14 protein-coding genes are annotated in these 16,794 nt (G+C 73.9%); 6 read left to right on the top strand and 8 right to left on the bottom strand.

What is annotated here, in order from left to right; genetic code table 11:
- Window positions 1-191: 191 nt before the first annotated feature.
- Entirely contained in the window at window positions 192-1,139 is a 948-nt protein-coding gene (locus ACFV7Q_RS18670) for an ornithine cyclodeaminase family protein (RefSeq protein ID WP_385429650.1), read from the bottom strand.
- Window positions 1,140-1,533: 394 nt separating this feature from the next.
- Here ACFV7Q_RS18670 and ACFV7Q_RS18665 point away from each other — a divergent pair, with 394 nt between their 5' ends.
- From ACFV7Q_RS18665 to ACFV7Q_RS18650, 4 genes are all read left to right on the top strand, one after another.
- Window positions 1,534-2,211 (top strand): type III effector protein, encoded by a 678-nt coding sequence (locus tag ACFV7Q_RS18665; protein WP_385429648.1) that lies wholly within the window; start codon window positions 1,534-1,536, stop codon window positions 2,209-2,211.
- Window positions 2,212-2,399: 188 nt separating this feature from the next.
- Window positions 2,400-4,364 carry a molecular chaperone HtpG gene (gene htpG / locus ACFV7Q_RS18660; protein ID WP_385429646.1) on the top strand — a complete coding sequence of 655 codons (1,965 nt, stop codon included), beginning with the start codon at window positions 2,400-2,402 and terminating at the stop codon, window positions 4,362-4,364.
- Between the two features lie 490 nt (window positions 4,365-4,854).
- Complete coding sequence (locus ACFV7Q_RS18655) at window positions 4,855-6,174, top strand: MAB_1171c family putative transporter (protein ID WP_385429644.1); 1,320 nt, start codon at window positions 4,855-4,857, stop codon at window positions 6,172-6,174.
- A complete protein-coding gene (locus ACFV7Q_RS18650) occupies window positions 6,171-7,622 on the top strand; it encodes an FAD-dependent oxidoreductase (RefSeq protein WP_385429642.1) in 1,452 nt (483 codons plus the stop codon). Before ACFV7Q_RS18655 ends, ACFV7Q_RS18650 begins: the two co-directional genes overlap by 4 nt.
- Here ACFV7Q_RS18650 and ACFV7Q_RS18645 read toward each other — a convergent pair.
- A complete protein-coding gene (locus tag ACFV7Q_RS18645; RefSeq protein WP_385429640.1) occupies window positions 7,619-8,311 on the bottom strand; it encodes a cysteine hydrolase family protein in 693 nt (230 codons plus the stop codon). The two genes, ACFV7Q_RS18650 and ACFV7Q_RS18645, sit on opposite strands and share 4 nt — an antisense overlap.
- Before the next feature lie 95 nt (window positions 8,312-8,406).
- Between ACFV7Q_RS18645 and ACFV7Q_RS18640 the strand changes: the two genes are divergently transcribed.
- On the top strand, window positions 8,407-8,931 hold the full coding sequence (locus tag ACFV7Q_RS18640) for a PadR family transcriptional regulator (RefSeq protein WP_385429638.1): 525 nt from the start codon (window positions 8,407-8,409) through the stop codon (window positions 8,929-8,931).
- 24 nt (window positions 8,932-8,955) lie between these two features.
- Here ACFV7Q_RS18640 and ACFV7Q_RS18635 read toward each other — a convergent pair whose 3' ends face one another.
- From ACFV7Q_RS18635 to ACFV7Q_RS18610, 6 genes are read right to left on the bottom strand one after another with little or no spacing between them, the layout of a single operon-like run.
- Complete coding sequence (locus ACFV7Q_RS18635) at window positions 8,956-9,996, bottom strand: pyridoxal-phosphate dependent enzyme (RefSeq protein ID WP_385429636.1); 1,041 nt, start codon at window positions 9,994-9,996, stop codon at window positions 8,956-8,958.
- Window positions 9,997-9,999: 3 nt separating this feature from the next.
- On the bottom strand, window positions 10,000-11,103 hold the full coding sequence (locus ACFV7Q_RS18630) for a GHMP kinase (RefSeq protein WP_385429634.1): 1,104 nt from the start codon (window positions 11,101-11,103) through the stop codon (window positions 10,000-10,002).
- Window positions 11,100-12,092 (bottom strand): Rossmann-like domain-containing protein, encoded by a 993-nt coding sequence (locus ACFV7Q_RS18625; RefSeq protein ID WP_385429632.1) that lies wholly within the window; start codon window positions 12,090-12,092, stop codon window positions 11,100-11,102. The genes ACFV7Q_RS18630 and ACFV7Q_RS18625 overlap by 4 nt, the downstream gene beginning before the upstream one ends.
- Window positions 12,093-12,103: 11 nt before the next feature.
- Window positions 12,104-12,925, bottom strand: a complete 822-nt coding sequence (locus ACFV7Q_RS18620) for an ABC transporter ATP-binding protein (RefSeq protein ID WP_385429630.1) — start codon at window positions 12,923-12,925, stop codon at window positions 12,104-12,106.
- Complete coding sequence (locus ACFV7Q_RS18615) at window positions 12,922-14,214, bottom strand: FecCD family ABC transporter permease (RefSeq protein WP_385429628.1); 1,293 nt, start codon at window positions 14,212-14,214, stop codon at window positions 12,922-12,924. Before ACFV7Q_RS18615 ends, ACFV7Q_RS18620 begins: the two co-directional genes overlap by 4 nt.
- Complete coding sequence (locus ACFV7Q_RS18610) at window positions 14,204-15,235, bottom strand: ABC transporter substrate-binding protein (protein ID WP_385429626.1); 1,032 nt, start codon at window positions 15,233-15,235, stop codon at window positions 14,204-14,206. Before ACFV7Q_RS18610 ends, ACFV7Q_RS18615 begins: the two co-directional genes overlap by 11 nt.
- Window positions 15,236-15,430: 195 nt before the next feature.
- Here ACFV7Q_RS18610 and ACFV7Q_RS18605 point away from each other — a divergent pair, with 195 nt between their 5' ends.
- A complete protein-coding gene (locus ACFV7Q_RS18605) occupies window positions 15,431-16,675 on the top strand; it encodes an MFS transporter (RefSeq protein WP_385429624.1) in 1,245 nt (414 codons plus the stop codon).
- Window positions 16,676-16,794: the final 119 nt, after the last annotated feature.

The raw sequence follows: 16,794 nt of genomic DNA, 5'->3' as shown, positions 1-16,794 counted from the left end.
GGGCGGAGAGGTGTGCAGGCTCTCCCCCCAGAGGCCGCAAGAACGTTTCGAACGCTAACGCCGGAAGATCCCACTCCGCCGCCTGGCAGCCGGTTTGGCCGAAATCTGACACAAGGCGGCTCCGCCGGTTTCGCCACCGCGGTACTCCGGGAGAGGACGGCGAACCGGGAGGACGCGCGGGCGGGCCGGGCTCAGGACAGCAGGTCGGTGCGTGTTCCGACGCCCCGCTGTTCGGCGTGCTCGAAGGCCAGCCAGGCGAGGGCGAGGTCCTGCCAGGGAAGGCCGACGGGGGCGTAGGCGGTGCGTTGCGTGGGGCTGGTGCGGCCCGGACGGTCGTTGCGGAGGACCTCGCCCAGGGTGGCCCGGGCGGCTGTGGCGGGAAGTCCGGCGGCTGCGAGAGCGCCCGTGGTGGCGGCCGCTTCACGGTCGTCGACCACGAGGAGTGCGGAGGTGAGCAGGTCGGCGGAGAGCTCCTGCTTGCCGGGCTCGTCGGCTCCCAGCGAGGTGACGTGCTGCCCGGGCCGGGTGTCGGCGAGGTGCAGCAAAGGCGTGCGGGACCACGTGGCCAGCAGGACGACATCGGCGGCTGCGGCGACGGCCGCGGGAGAACCGAGCGCGCGTCCGCCGTACCGGCCGATGAACGCGGCGGTCCGGGCCGGATCGGTGTCGTGCACGACGACTTCCCCGAAGCTCCGCATGCCGCGCAGCCCGCGGACCACGAGGTCGGCTTGCGCACCCGCGCCGATCACGCCGAGTACCGCTTCACCCCCCGGGTCGGGGGCGGCGAGGACGTGCGTGGCGAGGGCTGCGGCGAGTCCGGTGCGCCAAGCGGTGATGGTGGCGGAGTCCATCAGCGCGAGGAGTTCGCCGTCGTGACCGCCGTGCAGGCAGATCACACCGCGCAGGGCCGGCCGACCGCCGGGGAACTCGGCGTTCACCTTCACCGTGTATGCGTCGATGCCGGGCAGCAGCCCGGGGATCAGGGCCGTGGCCGTGCCGGGGAACGGCAGGTCGGTCCTCACCCGCTGCCCGGTGGCGGAACGGGCGTCCGCACTGCGGAAGCCGTCCTCCAGGACGGCCGTGCAGGCCGCGGGCTCCAGTACGGCCTCCAGGTCACTGCGGGTCAGGATCAGGGTCATGCGCCCATGATCCCCTCCCCCGTGGCACGCGGGTGCGGCCGGGAGGGCCTCGTCGGCTGCCGGGGGTCGTCAGCGTGAGCACGTCTGCCGTCCTGGAGGCCTGCCGGGCGATCCGGTCCGGCTCGCGACGAGCCGTGCTGTCGCCCTGTGGACGACAGCGGAGGGGAGCCCGGGCGTGCAGGACAGCGACGAGGGTCGCCTCGGACGGCGGCCGGCGCGGGCGCACGAGGCGCCGGGTGTGCCCGTCAGGCGTTCGGGGCGGGTTCACGAGCGCCTGTCACGCACGTCCGGTTCCGGACAAGTGGCGAGGATTGGCCGGTGCGGTTCGACCGGGACGGGCGGTAGGATGTCACCATCTGGATGACGGACGCGCGTCGACGAAAAGGTGACGACCATGGAAACGCAGGGCACCCCCGGGGCGGGGCCGGCCTCGTTCCTGGCCGCTGCCGCGGCACTGGGCATGATGGACGCCGCCGCCCGGACCGCCCGCCACGCGCCGCCCGACGACGCCGGCCAGAGCGACCCCCAGAAGGCCCTCGCCGCGCTGCTGCTCCTGCGCCACCTCCGTGAGGAACTCGCGGGCTGGGAGACCGGGTTGATCGAGACCGCCCGTACCGCCGGCGCCACCTGGGCGGATCTGGCCGAACCCCTCGGAGTGGCCAGCCGCCAGGCGGCCGAGCGCCGCTACCTTCGCCTCCGCCCCGACACCGCCGCCGGAACCGCCGAGGGCAGTACGGGGGAGCAGCGTGTCCAGGCGGCCCGCGACCGGCGGGCCGCCGACCGCGCCGTCACCACGTGGGCCCGCGACAACGCGGCCGACCTGCGCCGCCTGGCCGGGCAGATCGGCGCCCTGGAGGACCTCGCCGCCGGCGCCGCCCCCGCCATAGCTCGCCTGCTGGACGCCCTCGGCGACGACGACCCGACCCGGCTCCTGGCCCCGCTCTCCGAAACCCGCCCCCACCTCGCGGCCGGCCACCCGGCGATCGCCGACCGCCTCGACCGGCTCGCCGACAGCACCGACCGGCTGCGCGCCGCCAGCGACCGTCAGCGCCGTACGCCGCCCAGGCCGTGACACCGGCACCGCCATACGTGCGGGCCTACCCTGCCGCCCGCTCGGCGCTCGGCACTCGGCGCTCGACCGCACAGGGGTGAGCAGGCACGCCGTGGGGCCACATGACCGCCACGGCCACCCTTCCCGCTCTTCCCGTCCGCCGTTCCCCTTTTTCGTTCCCGTTCCCGTTCCCTGAAGAGGAGACCCACGTGGATAGCAGTATCGAGACGCTGGAGTTCCAGGCCGAGACCCGTCAGTTGCTGCAGTTGGTGATCCACTCGATCTACTCGAACAAGGACATCTTCCTGCGCGAGCTGATCTCCAACGCCTCCGATGCGCTGGACAAACTGCGTCTGGAGTCGCTGACCGACTCCGCCCTGCAGGTCGACACCGCCGACCTGCACATCACCCTCGAAGTCGACAGGGACGCCCGGACGCTGACCGTCCGCGACAACGGCATCGGCATGAGCCGCGACGAGATCGTGGAGCTGATCGGCACGATCGCCAAGTCCGGCACCGGCCGCCTGCTGGAGAAGATCAAGGAGGCCAAGGACGCCGCCGCGGCGCAGAGCCTGATCGGCCAGTTCGGCGTGGGCTTCTACTCGGCGTTCATGGTGGCCGACAAGGTCACCCTGTCCACCCGCCGCGCCGGCACCGACGAGGGCACGCTGTGGGAGTCGGACGGCGAGGGTACGTACACCATCCGGGCCGTGGACGGCCTGCCGGTCGGCACCTCGGTCACCCTCCACCTCAAGCCCGTGGACAGCGAGGACGGGCTGGCCGACTACCTGGCCGGGTGGAAGATCCGCCAGATCGTCAAGCAGTACTCGGACTTCATCCGCTGGCCGATCAAGATGGCGACCGAGCGTACCGCCACCGACGACGCCGACACCGACACCGACACCGACACCGACGCCAACCCTGGCAGCGGCGACAGCGGCGACGGCATGGACACGCTCAACTCGATGAAGGCGCTGTGGGCCCGGCAGCGCAGCGAGGTGTCCGAGTCCGAGTACAACGAGTTCTACAAGCAGATCAGCCACGACTGGCTCGACCCGGCCGAGACCATCCACATGCGCGCCGAGGGCACCTTCGAGTACGAGGCGCTGCTGTTCATCCCCTCGCAGGCGCCGTTCGACCTGTTCTCCCGCGAGACCAAGCGCGGCGTGCAGCTGTACGTCAAGCGCGTCTTCATCATGGACGACTGCGAAGCGCTGATGCCGAACTACCTGCGCTTCGTCAAGGGGGTCGTGGACGCGCACGACCTGTCGTTGAACATTTCGCGCGAGATCCTGCAGCACGACCGTCAGATCCAGGGCGTGCGCCGGCGCCTGGTGAAGAAGGTCCTCGGGGCGCTGAAGGGCGTCCAGGCGGGCGACGCCGAGCGCTACGCGAAGCTGTGGGGCCAGTTCGGCCGCGTCCTGAAGGAGGGCCTCCTCGAGGACGCCGACAGCACCGAGGCCCTGCTGGAGCTGGTGTCGGCCGAATCCACGCACGACGCGGAGAAGACGACCACCCTGCGCGAGTACGTCGAGCGCATGAAGGACGGCCAGGACGCGATCTACTACCTGACCGGGGAGACCCGCGCGACGGTGGAGAACTCCCCGCACATGGAGGCCTTCGCCGCCAAGGGGTACGAGGTCCTGATCCTCACCGACCCGGTCGACGAGGTCTGGGTCGAGCAGGTCCCGGGCTTCGACGGACACCGCTTCCAGTCCGTCGCCAAGGGCCAGGTCGACCTCGACGAGGCCGCGGACGGCGACCAGGACGCCGACTCCGAGAAGGCCAAGCGGGAGCAGGACTTCGCCGCCCTGCTGCCGTGGATGACGACGACCCTGTCCGAGCACGTGAAGCAGGTCCGGCTGTCGTCGCGGCTGACGACGTCGGCGGCGTGCATCGTCGGCGACGCCCACGACATGACCCCGACGCTGGAGAAGATGTACCGGGCCATGGGCCAGCAGATGCCGCCCGTCAAGCGGATCCTGGAGCTCAACCCGGCCCACCCGCTGGTCAGCGCCCTGCGCACGGCCCACGAGGCCGACGCGGACGACCCCGCGCTCGCGGAGGTCACCGAGCTCGTGTACGGGAGCGCGCTCCTCGCCGAAGGCGGCGACCTGCCCGACCCGGCCCGCTTCACCCGCCTGCTCACCGCCCGCCTCACGCACACGCTGTAACCGGCACCGGCGCGGGCACCCGCCGCCGGGCGCACCCCCTCGCTCCGAGGGGGTGCGCCCGGCGCACTTTCGGCAGCGATCGCGTGGCCGCCGAGAATCCGAACCGGTCGACCCGGGGCCCTCCTTCACCGCCCCCGAGCCCATCGCCCCCCGGGCCCACCGCCGCGGAGCCCATCGGCCGCACCCCGGCAGCGCGCTAGGCCCGCGGGCAACAGGCGATTTCGGCCACTTAGTACGATGATCATTCGTCGTGCCTGTGATCGCGCTGGTGGGCCGAGCGACGGGGCGTGGGAACGGATACGGCACCCACCGCCGCCGTACCTCCTACCACGCCCGGACCGCCCGTGAGGAACACCGCCATGACGACACAGCAGCCGCCCGGGGCCACCGGCCGCCGGGCCCGTACGGAACGCGGGGGCCGCACGGCTCCCACCGGTGCCGGGCGGGCAGCCGCCCGGGCGTTGCCCTCCCCCCACCCGCGGGCCCCGCGGTGAACGACCCCCAGGGCCTGGGCTTCTACGTGCCCGGCGCCGTACTGCTCCTCGCGACGCTGCTGAAGCTGCCCGCGCTCCGGCGCAATCCGGGCGACGAGCTCCTGCGCTCCGTGTGCGTCCTGCTCGCGCTCGCCACGGCCGTGTTCGGGTTCACCGCGATTCCGAGTCTGGTCGCCGTCAACCGGATCACCGGCGTCCCCAACGCCGCGGCGCCCGTCGTCTACTCCCTCATCACGGCCTTCTCCGGGGCCAACATCGTCCTCATCCTCCACTGGAGCCGGGGCCCCGCCGACCCCGACGGGGAGCGGGCGCGCCGGCGGGCCCGCCTGTGCACCGCGGTCACGGTCGCCGTGATCGTTGCCATCAACGCGCTGTTCGTCCTCGGCGAAGCCCCCGTGGAGCGCCTCCGCGACCTGGACACGTACTACGCCAACACCCCGTTCATCAGGGAGACGATCCTCCTCTACCTCTCGGCGCACACCACCGCGGCCGTCACCATGACGGTGCTGTGCTGGAGGTGGGCCCGCGAGGTGCACGGCGCGTTGCGCGCGGGTCTGGCGCTGATCGTCGCCGGCTACGTGCTCAACCTCTGCTACGACGTGGCCAAGTTCGCCGCGGTCGGCGCGCGTTGGGCGGGCCGCGACCTGGACGTGCTCGCCGTCGAGGTCGCCCCGGCCCTGGCGTCCGTGTCGGCGCTGCTGATCGCGACCGGGTTCGTGCTGCCCCTGGTGGCCGAGCCCGCCACGAGCCGGTGGCGGATGTGGCGCCGGTACCGACGGCTCCGGCCCCTGCACGAGGAGCTGCGGGCGGCGACAGAGCGCAGCATCGACCTGGGCGCGGGCGGGACCTGGGTGCCGATCGAGATCCGGTTGACGCAGCGGGAATCGGACATCCACGACGGCATCCTCACGGTCAACCCCTACCTCCGGGCCGAGCTGCGCGCCCGTGCGCTGCGCCAGGAGTTGGCGGACGGGCGCCCGGCGGAGGAGGCCGCGGCCGTGGCGGATGCCGCCGCGCTGGTCAGCGCCGTCGTGCACTGGGAGCGCGCCCGGACCGCAACCGCCCCGGGTCCGAGTCCGAGTAGGAGTCCGGGCCCCGGACCGAGCCCAGTTCCGGGACCGGGCTCCGGACCGGGCCCAGTTCCGGGAACGGGACCGGGACCGGGACCGGGCGTCCTCCCCCACTCCTCGGACACGGTCCTGACTTCGCCGCGCAGCCCCCAGGGGCTCGTACGGATGTCGCTCGCACTGTCCCGGTCGCCCACCGTCCGCTCCTTCCGCCGATCCGCCCTCGAAGAAAGCAGCACCACCCGATGACACAGTCCCCTGCCGCCGGTCCTGCCCGCGTGGTCGTCCTCGGCGGCGGCCTGGCCGGCACGTTAGCCGCAGCGGCCCTCGCCCCGTACGCGGGCGACGTACTGGTCCTCGAACAGGACGGCGTCCTTCCCGCGACCCCGGCTCCGCGGCCCCGGCTCCCGCAGGCCGCCCACGCCCACATGCTGTGGGCGGGCGGGGCGGAGGCGGTGGAGGCACTGCTTCCCGGTGTCGTGGACGACTGGCTCGCCGCCGGCGCGCACCGCATCCCCATCCCGAACGGGATGGTGTCGTTCTCACCGGCTGGCTGGTACCGCCGCTCGTGGGCCCCGACCCACTACCTGATCAGCGCCGGCCGGGACCTCCTCGACTGGGTCGTACGCAGGCGGGTCCAGGAGCTCCCCCGGGTCCGGATCCGCACAGGCGTCAAGGTCACCGGCCTGACCGGGGACGCGACGCGGGTGCGCGGCGTGCAGCTGACGAACGCGGAGGGGCGGCGCGAGCTCGTCGGGGCGGACCTCGTCGTCGACGCGACCGGCCGCGGCTCGCGCAGCACGCAGTGGCTGCGCGACATCGGCGGCCCGACGGTGCGGGAGACGGTCGTCGACGCGGGCGTACGCTACGCCAGCCGCCGGTACCGGGCGCCGGAGGGCGCCGAGAGGGACTGGCCGGTGGTGCACGTGGCCGCCGACCCGCGCGCGGACCGGCCCGGGCTCGTCGCGACGATCCTCTCCGTCGAAGACGGGCAGTGGCACGTCAGCCTGTCGGGAACCCGCGGGGGCGAGCCCTCCTCCGGCGACGAGCTGTTCGAGGACTTCGCGCGGCGCGTCCGCCACCCCCTCGTGGCCGAGCTGCTGGCCCGGGCGGAGCCGATCAGCGGGGTGACCGTGTTCGCCCGTACCGCCAACCGCCGCCGTTACTTCGAGCAGGCGGACGTGCCGGCCGGTTTCGTCGCCCTGGGCGACGCCGCCACCAGCCTCAACCCCGTGTACGGGCACGGCATGTCCGTAGCCGCCCTCGGCGCCGTGGCCCTGCGCGCCCGGGCCGCCGCCCGCGCCCCGCTCTCCTCCCCCGCCTTCGCGCGCGGGGCCCGGCGCGCGATCGCCCGGTCGACGGCGGCCGCCTGGTCGCTGGCGGTCGGCCAGGACCGCTTCTACCCGGGCTGCATCGGCGCGGGGCCGACCTTCGCGGACCGGCTGGGGGCGCGGTACACCCACCGCCTCGTCCGTGCGGCCACCGGCAACGGCCTGGTCGTCAGGAAGCTCACGGACGTGATGGCCCTGCGCAGGCCGGCCCGTGTCCTGGCCGGCCCCGCGGTCCTCCTGGCAGCCGCGCTCGGCCCCCGCCGCGCCCCCCTCGACGGCCCCGAACTGACAGAGGCCGAACGCGCGGTCCTGTCCCGCCCACCGCTGCGGACGCCGCAGCCGGACACCGCGGACCGCGGGATCTAGGTCCCGACCCCGAACCCGACCCCGGTCCCGGCCGCGGCCTCGGCCGCGGTCAGTCGGCTCGTGATCTCGTCCGCCGTGAGCACGAGCGCGAAGCCCTTGCGGAGGACGGCGAGTTCCGGTTCCTGCCGGGACTCGTCGTCGGTGGCCGTGACGTCGGACCCGAAGACGACCTGGTAGCCGCGTTCGTACGCCTGCCGGGCCGTGGTGCCGCAGCAGTAGTTGGTGAGGGTTCCGGTGACGATGACCGTGTCCCGGCCGAGGTTGCGCAGGATCGTGTCGAGCGGGGTGTCGTAGAACGCCCCGTACGAGGGCTTGCGGATCACGACCTCGTCGGGGCGGGGGCCCATGCGTCCCCACACCTCGGCGGGGCCCGGCCGACGCCAGTCGGTGTCGCCGTGCGGGAGGAAGCGCAGGGCGTGCGGACGGTCGAGGCCGAGATGGGTGTCGTCGAAGACGGTCCAGATCACCGGCACGGATGCGGCCCGGGCGTCGTCGGCCAAACGCGCCAGCCGGGGTGCCATACGAGTCGCCGCGGGAACCCAGGAGGGGCTCCAGCCGGGGCGGACGAACTCGTCCTGCATGTCGATGACCAGCAGCGCCGTCCGCTCGGGCCTCACGTCGAACGACGCCCTGCCGTGCTCGTAGGCGTGGCGCGCCCGCGCGGCCACCCATTCCTCGGTGTACGTCATACGCCCTCCCACGCCGCGGACCCCTACGTCGACTACATCAACTACTCGACTACATCGATTCGATGTACCTCGTTTCGATGTGTGAGGATAGCAGCATGCTCGAACTCGCGATCCTGGGATTCTTGGCCGAGGGGCCGCTGCACGGCTACCAACTGCGCCACCGCATAGCGCACTTGTCGGGCCACGCCCGGCCGGTCAGTGACGGCAGCCTCTACCCGGCGATCAACCGGCTGGTCGCCGCCGGACTGCTGGACCGGCGGACCGAACCGGGCGCCTCGGCCGCCCAACGGCACACCCTGAGCCTCACCGGGGCCGGCCACGGGGAGCTCCTGCGCAGGCTGCGGGACGCCGAGGGCCTGGACATCAGCGACAGCACCCGTTACTTCACGGTCCTGGCCTTCCTCTCCCACCTTCCCGACACCGCGGACCAGCACCGGGTGCTGCGGCGACGGCTGGAGTTCCTGGAGCGGCCCGCGAGCTTCTTCTACGCCGGCGACGCCGGCGACCGCCCGGTGGGCGCCGAGGACACCGAGGACCCCTACCGCCGCGGCATGCTCACCATCGCCCGCGCCACCAGCCGCGCGGAACGCTCCTGGCTGCGGGAGGTCCTGGACTGCTGAGCCGGGGGACCTCCGGCCGGGGTGTCACGACGCCGTCGCCGGGGCCGCCGCCCGGGCCCGGTTCCACTGCATGCGGGACCACGGCAGGGCGAGTCGGCTCTGGTCGGTGACGTCCCGCGGGGCCAGGTCGGCGATCCGGGCGGCCTCGCGGTGGCGGGCGTAGACGGTGTCGACGTAGCGGTGGCCGGTGTCGGCGGCGATGAAGAGGACCGTGCGGTCGGGCGAGCGCTCGCGTTCGTGGCGGGCGGCGAGGTAGCCGGCGCCGGTCGACAACCCCGCGAAGACCGCGTGCCGCCGCAGCAGGTCGACGCTGCCGGCGAGGGCCGCGTCGAACGAGATCCAGTGCAGGGTGTCGTACAGCTCGTGGGAGACGTTCCCGAAGGGGATGGAGCTGCCGATCCCGGCGATGATGATCTCCGGGTCGGCGGTGTGACCGGCGCCGAAGGTGATGCTGCCGTACGGCTGGACGCCGACCAGTTCGACGTCGGCCACCTGCCCGCCCGGGCCCCGCCCCTCGGGGGTCGTGCGCAGGTAGCGGGCCAGGGCGCCGGTGGATGCGCCGGAGCCGACCCCGCCGATGACGATGAGCCCGTCCGCGCCGAGCGTCTCCCGGATCCGGTCGGCGACGGCCTCGTAGCCGAGGTAGTGGATGTCGTCGTGGTACTGGCGCATCCAGTGGTACTCGGGGTGTTCGGCGAGGATCTCGTGGATCCGCTCCACCCTCCGCTTCTGGTCGAGCTTGAGGTCGTCGCACGGCTCCATCTGCTCCAGGGTGGCACCGAGGACCGCCAGTTGGGTGCGCAGGGTGCGGTCCACCGTCGTCGAGCCGACGATGTGGCAGCGCATGCCGTACCGGTGGCAGGCCAGGGCGAGGGCGTGGGCGTAGATGCCGCTGGAGCTGTCCAACAGGGTGTCCCCGCGCCGCACGGCTCCTGTGTCCAGCAGGTGGCGTACGGCCGCGAGGGCGGAGGCCGCCTTCATCGTCTCGAAGCGCAGGCAGACGAGCCGGTCGTCGAGGCGTATCAGGTCCGGCCGGCCGATCGACTCCGCGATGTGCTGGTCCATTGGTCAGGGATTCCTCGTCGTGAAGGTCGTGTGGGTCGTGAAGCCCGTACGGGTCGTGAAGGTCGCACGGGTCGTGAAGGTGCGGGTGGCGGGGATGCCGTGGGCGTCCAGGGCGCGCAGGCAGCTGTGGACGCAGTGCCGCAGGCCCGGGGCGGCCGGGTCGAACAGCACGCCCGCCACCGCCCCGCTGTGCGCGATCTGCACGCCCGCCGCCCCGGTCCGGCGGGCGACGGCGGTCAGCGCGTCGAACTCCGGGTGGCCGAGCACCTGCTGGCCGCGCCGGGCGCTGGCGGTGGCGACCTCGCCGAGCAACGCAGCGTCGCCGGTGGCCACGGCCCGGCGCAGCAGCGTGCGCAGCCGCTCGTAGGCCCGTACGTCGGCGGCGGCCACGGCGTCCACGTCGCGCGCGGGGAGCGACAGGGTGTCCACGGGTGCGCCGCCGCCGAGGGCGCAGCCCACGACCACCAGCGGCGGCAGGGCCGCACCGAGGTCTTCCAGGACGCGGCCCTCCCGCTGGGCGAAGAGGACCGGGCGCCGGCCGTCGTCCAGCATCAGCGGGTCGCTGGCCAGTTCGGCCCGTACGGAGAGCCGGGCGACCGTGCCGGGCGCCATCCGCAATCCGTACGAGTCCGCGACCGCGCGGACGGCGGCGATGACGTCGCTGGTGGAGCTCCCCATGCCCAGGCCCACCGGGACCTCGCCGGTGAGCCTCAACTCGCCGCCGCAGGGCGGTAGTCCGGTCCGCTCGGCGCAGGCGGCGACCGCGAGGGCGGCGGCCCGTGCGGCCTTCGTACGGTCGGCGGGTACGACGGTGAGCACCTCGGGCGGCGTGCCGGGACGGGGGGTGAACTCGGCGCGGGTTCCGGGACCGGCCATGGGGAGGGTGACCAGGCCGGCGCAACGGTGGCCGTTCTCGTCGAGGAAGACGCCCTGGAGGATCTCGCCGTGGTGGCAGGGCGCGCACCCGGTGCCGGTGACGGTGCCGCCGCCGGCGCCCGTGCCCGTGCTGGGCGCGGGCGCGGGCGCGGGTGCGGGTGCGGGTGCGCGTGTTGGCGCCGGCACGGGCCCCGGCTCGGGCACGGGCAGGGGTCGGACGGTGGGGCTCACGCGCCGCCCATCGTCCGGTAGCGGTACAGGACCGTCTCGTCGGCGCTGAACTGGGAGAACGGGAACGGCTCCGCGGACAGGGCCGTCACGCCCGAGCCGAGGAAGGCGCGGGCGACGGCGCTACCGGACTGTGCGTAGACGACCAGCGGGACGCCACGGGAGCGGCAGCGTTCGAGGATGGTGTCGAAGGAGCCGTTGCTCAGGGTCATTCCGGTGGCGACGACGGCGTCGGCGCGGTCCAGCACCTGGTGCATGTCGTCGGTGACGGGGTCGCCCCACTGGGTGGCCTTGAGGTTGAAGTCGCAGGGCAGGGGGTCGCCGCCGCGCTCACGGATCGCCGCGACCAGCGGGTTGACGACGCCGATGAGGCCGACCTTCGCGCCGGGCTCGATGTCGAGCAGGCCGGCTATCGCCGCGTCGCGGGCCCGCGCGCGGACCTCCGGGGTGCCGGCGGGGAGGGTGACGGCCTCGGCCACGCCGGTTCCGGCGGCCAGGCGGTGCGGGCGGGTCGCGGCGAGGTAGGCGTCGAGGGCGGCGATCCGCAGCGGCCGGGGGGCCTCGCGCAGCAGGGTGTCGAGCGGAGTGCCGGAGGAGTCGCGGCAGAGGGCGGGGTCGAGCTCGCCGGCTTCGAAGGCGCAGGCGCCGAAGGAGCCGCCGAGGCGGACGAGGACGTACTGGTTGAGGTAGGTGGTGTCGCCGCCGGCCAGGCGGGTGCCGTGGTGGATCCAGAAGACGCTGGTCGCGACGAGTTCGGAGGGCAGCGGGCCCTGTTCGCCGGCCAGGACGGCCTCGACGAGCCCGTCGACGGACAGCGCGCGGGCAGGAGCTGAGGCGGAAGCTGAGGCGGGACCGGGGACGGGAGCGGGAGCGGGGACGGGAGCGGGAGCGGGGACGGGAGCGGGGACGGGAGCGGGGACGAGGGCGGGCGCGGGGGTCATCAGGGGCGTCGGGGTCGTCAGGGGCGTCGGGGTCGTCGTCTCGTGCGTCATGAGGATGCCTTTCACGGGGCGGGTCGGTGTGTCGGCGCGGCGGCCGCGGCGGCTGGGGGGCCGAGCGGCCCGCGGTACGCCACCTGGGGGTGTCCCAGGGTGTCGGTGGTGAGTTCGGCGTCGACCTCGAAGACCTCGGCGAGCCGCCCGGCCGTCAGGACGGCGGCGGGCGGGCCGGAGGCGATCAGGCGGCCGTGGTGCAGGAGCAGCAGCCGGTCGCAGTACCGGGCGGCGAGCGACAGGTCGTGCAGGGCGACCAGGACCGTCTGGTCGGTGCCGGTCAGCAGCTCCATCAGTTCCAGCTGGTGTTTGACGTCGAGGTGGTTCGTGGGCTCGTCGAGCAGGAGGGCGTACGGTTGCTGCGCCAGCGCGCGGGCGAGGTGGGCGCGCTGCCGCTCGCCGCCCGACAGCGCCCGCCAGGAGCGTTCGGCGAGCGCGGTGAGTCCGACGCGCTCCAGTGCGGCGGCGACGACCGCCCGGTCGGTGGTGTCCGGCCCGCGCCACCGGTCGCGGAACGGCGTCCGCCCCAGGCCCACGACGTCGCGGACCCGCAGATCGCTGTCCGCACCCGAGTCCTGCTCGACGAAGGCGACGTGGCGGGCGATCCGGCGCGCGCTCCAGTTGCGTACGGACTCGCCGTCGTACCGGACCGTGCCCGCGTCGGGCACGCGGAGCCCGGCCAGGCAGCGCAGCAGGGAGGACTTTCCGGAGCCGTTGGGGCCGAGCAGACCGACCGTCTCGCCGGGGGCGATGTCCACGCCGACCCCGCGTACGACCGGCGCGGGGCTGCTGCCCGGCACCGACCAACTCAGTTCCTCAGCGGTGATCCTCACAGCTCACCCCGCTTGCGCAGGACGAGGAGGAACAGCGGCACACCGACCAGTGCGGTGATCACGCCGACCGGGACCTCGCGGGGCGCGAACGCGATCCGCGCGAGGGCGTCCGTCCACACCAGGAACACCGCGCCGGCCAGGGCGGCGTACGGCAGCAGCCGCCGGTGCACCGGCCCCACGAGGAACCGCACCCCGTGGGGGACGATCAGCCCGACGAAGCCGATGGCGCCGACGGTGGCCACGGCCACCGCGGTCAGCGCGGCCGTGACGACGAGCAGCAGCATCCGCGTGCGCCGCACTCCGACGCCGAGGGAGGCGGCGGTGTCGGTGCCGAACGCGAGCCCGTCGAGGGCGTTGGCACACAGCCAGGCGGCCAGCAGTCCCAGCGGGGTGACGGCCGCACAGACCGCGACGGTGTTCCAGCGGGCCGGCGCCATGGAGCCGAGCAGCCAGTGGGTGACGGCGCGGGTGGTGTCCGCATCGGCCGAGGCCATGAGGACGAGCGAGGTCAGCGCGGTGAACAGCTGCCCGACGACCACGCCGGTCAGGACGATCCGGACCGAGTCCAGCCCGCTGCGCCGCAGGAGCACCAGCAGCAGCCCGAAGGAGAGCAGAGCACCGGCCAGGGCTCCGCCCGTGACCCCGAGCGTGCCCGCGCCGACCCCGAGGACGACCACGCAGACGGCTCCCGTAGAGGCGCCGGAGGAGACGCCGAGCAGGTACGGGTCGGCCAGGGCGTTGCGGGTGACGGCCTGGAGGACGGTGCCGCAGACGGCGAGGGAGGCTCCGACGAGGGCGGCCATCAGGACGCGGGGCAGCCGCAGGTCCCAGACGAGGGAGTCCAGCAGCGGGGGCAGCGGCTCCACGGCGAGGCCGAGCCGGGCGCCGAGGACGCGGGCGAGGCCCTCCCAGCCGACGTCGGCGGTGCCGATCCGTAGGGCCGCGGCCACGGAGGCGGTGAGCACGAGCGCGGCGAGGAGGGCACGGCCCGCCCGGGCCGCGGCCACGGCCGACCGGGCGGAGCCGGCGGGCGCGGCGGGTCCGGCGGGTCCGGCGGGTCCGGCGGGTCCGGCGGGTCGGACCAGGATGCCGTCCCCGGTGGGCGGGGCGTCCCCGGTCACCACCTGCCCGCGAGCCGCAGGCAGCAGCAGGTCCACCGGCGCGACCGAGGTGCCTGGGGTGACCGGAGTGACCCCGTTGACCCCGTTGACCCCGTTGACCCCGGCGACCCCGGCGACCCCGGTGACCCCGGCGACCCCGGTGACCCCGGTGACCGGGTCAGCGGACATACCCGAGGTCCTTCATACCGTCGGCGAGCAGCCCCAGGGCGTGTACGGAGCGCACCGAAGGATCGAGTTCGATGCCGGGCACCTGGACGATCTTGTTGTCGCAGACCGCGGCCAGCTTGGACACGACGGGGTGCCCGGTCATGGCGGCCCGCTTCTCGGTGGCGCTGTCGCCGGGCCGGCCGCGTTCGGACAGGTCGCCGATGACGATGAAGTCGGGGTCGCGCTCGGCGACTTGCTCCCAGGTGACCTCGGGCCAGTCCTCGTTGATGTCGTCGAAGGCGTTCTTCGCGCCGACGATGCGGCTCATCTCACTGGGCAGGCCGGTCCGGCCCGCCACGTACGGCATGCCGTTGAAGACGGAGTAGAGGTAGACGACGGTCGGCTGGTCCTCGCCCCGGGGGACCTTGGCGGCGTTCTCCCCGGCCTTGGCGACCGCGGCGCGCTGGTCGGCGGCGAGCCTGGCGGCCCGGTCCTCGGCACCGAAGACCTTGCCCAGGTTCTCGTAGTCGGAGAAGAGCAGTTCGAAGGGGGTCTTGCCGGCCGGGTTCTGCTGCGGGCAGTCCACCGCGCTCACGAAGGTGGGGACCTTGAGGGCGGCCAGCTCCTCACGGGTGCCGGCCCGGTCCTTGGTGAAGAGGTCCGTGGAGCCGGCGATGACGAAGTCCGGCGTGGCGGCGCGCAGTTGCTCCCCGGTGGCGATCTTGGGCGCAATGACGGGCACCTTCGCGTACGCGGCCTCGTACTGCGCGGGGATCTTGGTCTTGAGGTTGGCGGTGCCGGCCATCCGGTCCTGGAGTCCGAGTTCGAGCAGGGTCTCGGTCGAGGTCTGGTCCAGGGCGACGGTCCGCTTCGGCGGCTGGGCGAAGGACACCTGGAGGCCGCAGCTGGTGAGGGAGGCCGCCCGGGCGGGGGCGGCCGGCTGTTCCGCGGCGGGCTCGGTGTCCGCCGCCGAACAGCCGGCGGTGGCGAGGGCGACGGCCAGGGCGATGCCGAGGCGGGCGGGGCGGGCGCGGTGGCGCATGGGGTCTCCGGTCTGGGAGCGGGCGGGGCGGGGGCTCAAGCGGGGGGTTGGTGGGCGGGGTCATGACATGGCTGTTGTCGTGCACCGGGCAGGAGTGCCACGTCCGAAAGGGTACTGTAATGGTAATCATTTTCATTAACGACCCGGGGTGCGGTCCCCGAGCCGCCGCCCCGCCGTCCAAGGAGCAACCACACCGTGGCGACCACACCCCCACCGGCCAAGTCCGAAACCCCGCCCCCGCGTTCGGTCCTGCGCGACACCGCGTTCCTGCGCCTGTGGGCGGGCACCACCGCTTCCGGCCTCGCGACCTGGGCCCTGCCCTTCGTCCTCGGGCTCGCCGTCCTCCATCGCGACCTCGGCGCCGCCGGCCTCGGCCTGGTCCTCGCCGCCCGCACCGCCGGCTTCCTCCTCGCCGTCGCCGTCGGGGGTGTCCTGGCCGACCGCCACTCCCGTCGGGCCGTCGTCCTCTGGTCCGCCCTCGCGGCGGCCGTGGCCGCACCCCTCCTCGCCCTCGGGCTCGGCCGCTCGCTCGTCCTGATGACGGTCGCCGCCGCGCTCGCGGGCGCCGGGCAGGGCGCCTGCCGCCCGGCCTTCCAGGCGCTCACCGCCGAGACCGTCGACCCCGAGCGCCGTCAGCAGGCGAACGCCGCCATGACCATGGCCGTCCGGTCCGCCACGCTCGCGGGCCCCGCCCTGACCGCACTGCTCGCGGCCTTCCTCGACGTGTGGATGCTGCTGCTCGGCATCGGCCTGCTGTGGTTGGTCGCGGCCCTCGTCCCCGGCGGGGGTGACCCGTCGGCGACCGCCCCGGCGGACGCACCGGCCCGGCGGGCCGGCTTCCGCGCCGAGTTCGTGGACGGCATACGCGAGGCGCGCCGCCACCCGTGGTTCCTCGCCGGGCTCGCCGCACTCGTCGCGGTCATCGCCCTCGGCTACTCCGCCACCAGCGTCGCGCTGCCCCTGATCAGCCGGGACCGCTACGGCACCGAGTGGGTGCTGGCCGCGGCCATGACCGCGTACACCGTGGGCGCGCTCGGCGGGGGGCTCGTCATGGCCCGCTGGCGGTTCCCCTCCCAGGGCTGGGCGGCCTTCGCCGGGCTGGCCGCGTACGGGGTCGCCCCGCTGAGCCTGATGCTGCCCGTGCACCCGGTCGTGGTCGTCGCCGCGTACGCCGTCGCCGGGATCGGCATCGAGCTCTTCAACGTGCCCTGGTTCACCGCCACGCAACGCGAGGTCGCCCCGGACAAGCTGGCCCGGGTCTCCTCGCTGGACTTCCTCGTCTCGTACGGTCTGGCCCCGGTCGGACTGGCCCTGATCGCCCCCGCCATCGAGGTCTTCGGTGTCACGGCCGTACTCGCCGCATGCGCCACGGCCTGCTTCCTCGTACCGGCCACGGCAGCGCTGGTCCCGACCACCCGTCACTTCACCCGAACGGGCTGACCGCCCCACTGCCCCGCGCCGCAGCAAGCCGCAATGGGAACGTCGACCCACGCTCGTGATCTCGGCGCCCTCCACGCATGCGAACCGGGGCCCCCCCGGCGCGCAGAGCGCGGCGGGGC

The organism is Streptomyces sp. NPDC059851 (genome assembly GCF_042732005.1).
Classification (GTDB): domain Bacteria; phylum Actinomycetota; class Actinomycetes; order Streptomycetales; family Streptomycetaceae; genus Streptomyces.
This window is presented reverse-complemented; position numbering and strand designations above follow the sequence as displayed.

Bases quoted from the DNA above. Each gene is read 5' to 3' on its own strand.
- ACFV7Q_RS18635 (WP_385429636.1), bottom strand. From the start codon at position 9,996: ATGGACCAGCACATCGCGGAGTCGATCGGCCGGCCGGACCTGATACGC.
- ACFV7Q_RS18640 (WP_385429638.1), top strand. From the start codon at position 8,407: ATGCTCGAACTCGCGATCCTGGGATTCTTGGCCGAGGGGCCGCTGCAC.
- ACFV7Q_RS18645 (WP_385429640.1), bottom strand. From the start codon at position 8,311: ATGACGTACACCGAGGAATGGGTGGCCGCGCGGGCGCGCCACGCCTAC.
- ACFV7Q_RS18670 (WP_385429650.1), bottom strand. From the start codon at position 1,139: ATGACCCTGATCCTGACCCGCAGTGACCTGGAGGCCGTACTGGAGCCC.
- ACFV7Q_RS18650 (WP_385429642.1), top strand. From the start codon at position 6,171: ATGACACAGTCCCCTGCCGCCGGTCCTGCCCGCGTGGTCGTCCTCGGC.
- ACFV7Q_RS18625 (WP_385429632.1), bottom strand. From the start codon at position 12,092: ATGACGCACGAGACGACGACCCCGACGCCCCTGACGACCCCGACGCCC.
- ACFV7Q_RS18610 (WP_385429626.1), bottom strand. From the start codon at position 15,235: ATGCGCCACCGCGCCCGCCCCGCCCGCCTCGGCATCGCCCTGGCCGTC.
- ACFV7Q_RS18665 (WP_385429648.1), top strand. From the start codon at position 1,534: ATGGAAACGCAGGGCACCCCCGGGGCGGGGCCGGCCTCGTTCCTGGCC.
- ACFV7Q_RS18615 (WP_385429628.1), bottom strand. From the start codon at position 14,214: ATGTCCGCTGACCCGGTCACCGGGGTCACCGGGGTCGCCGGGGTCACC.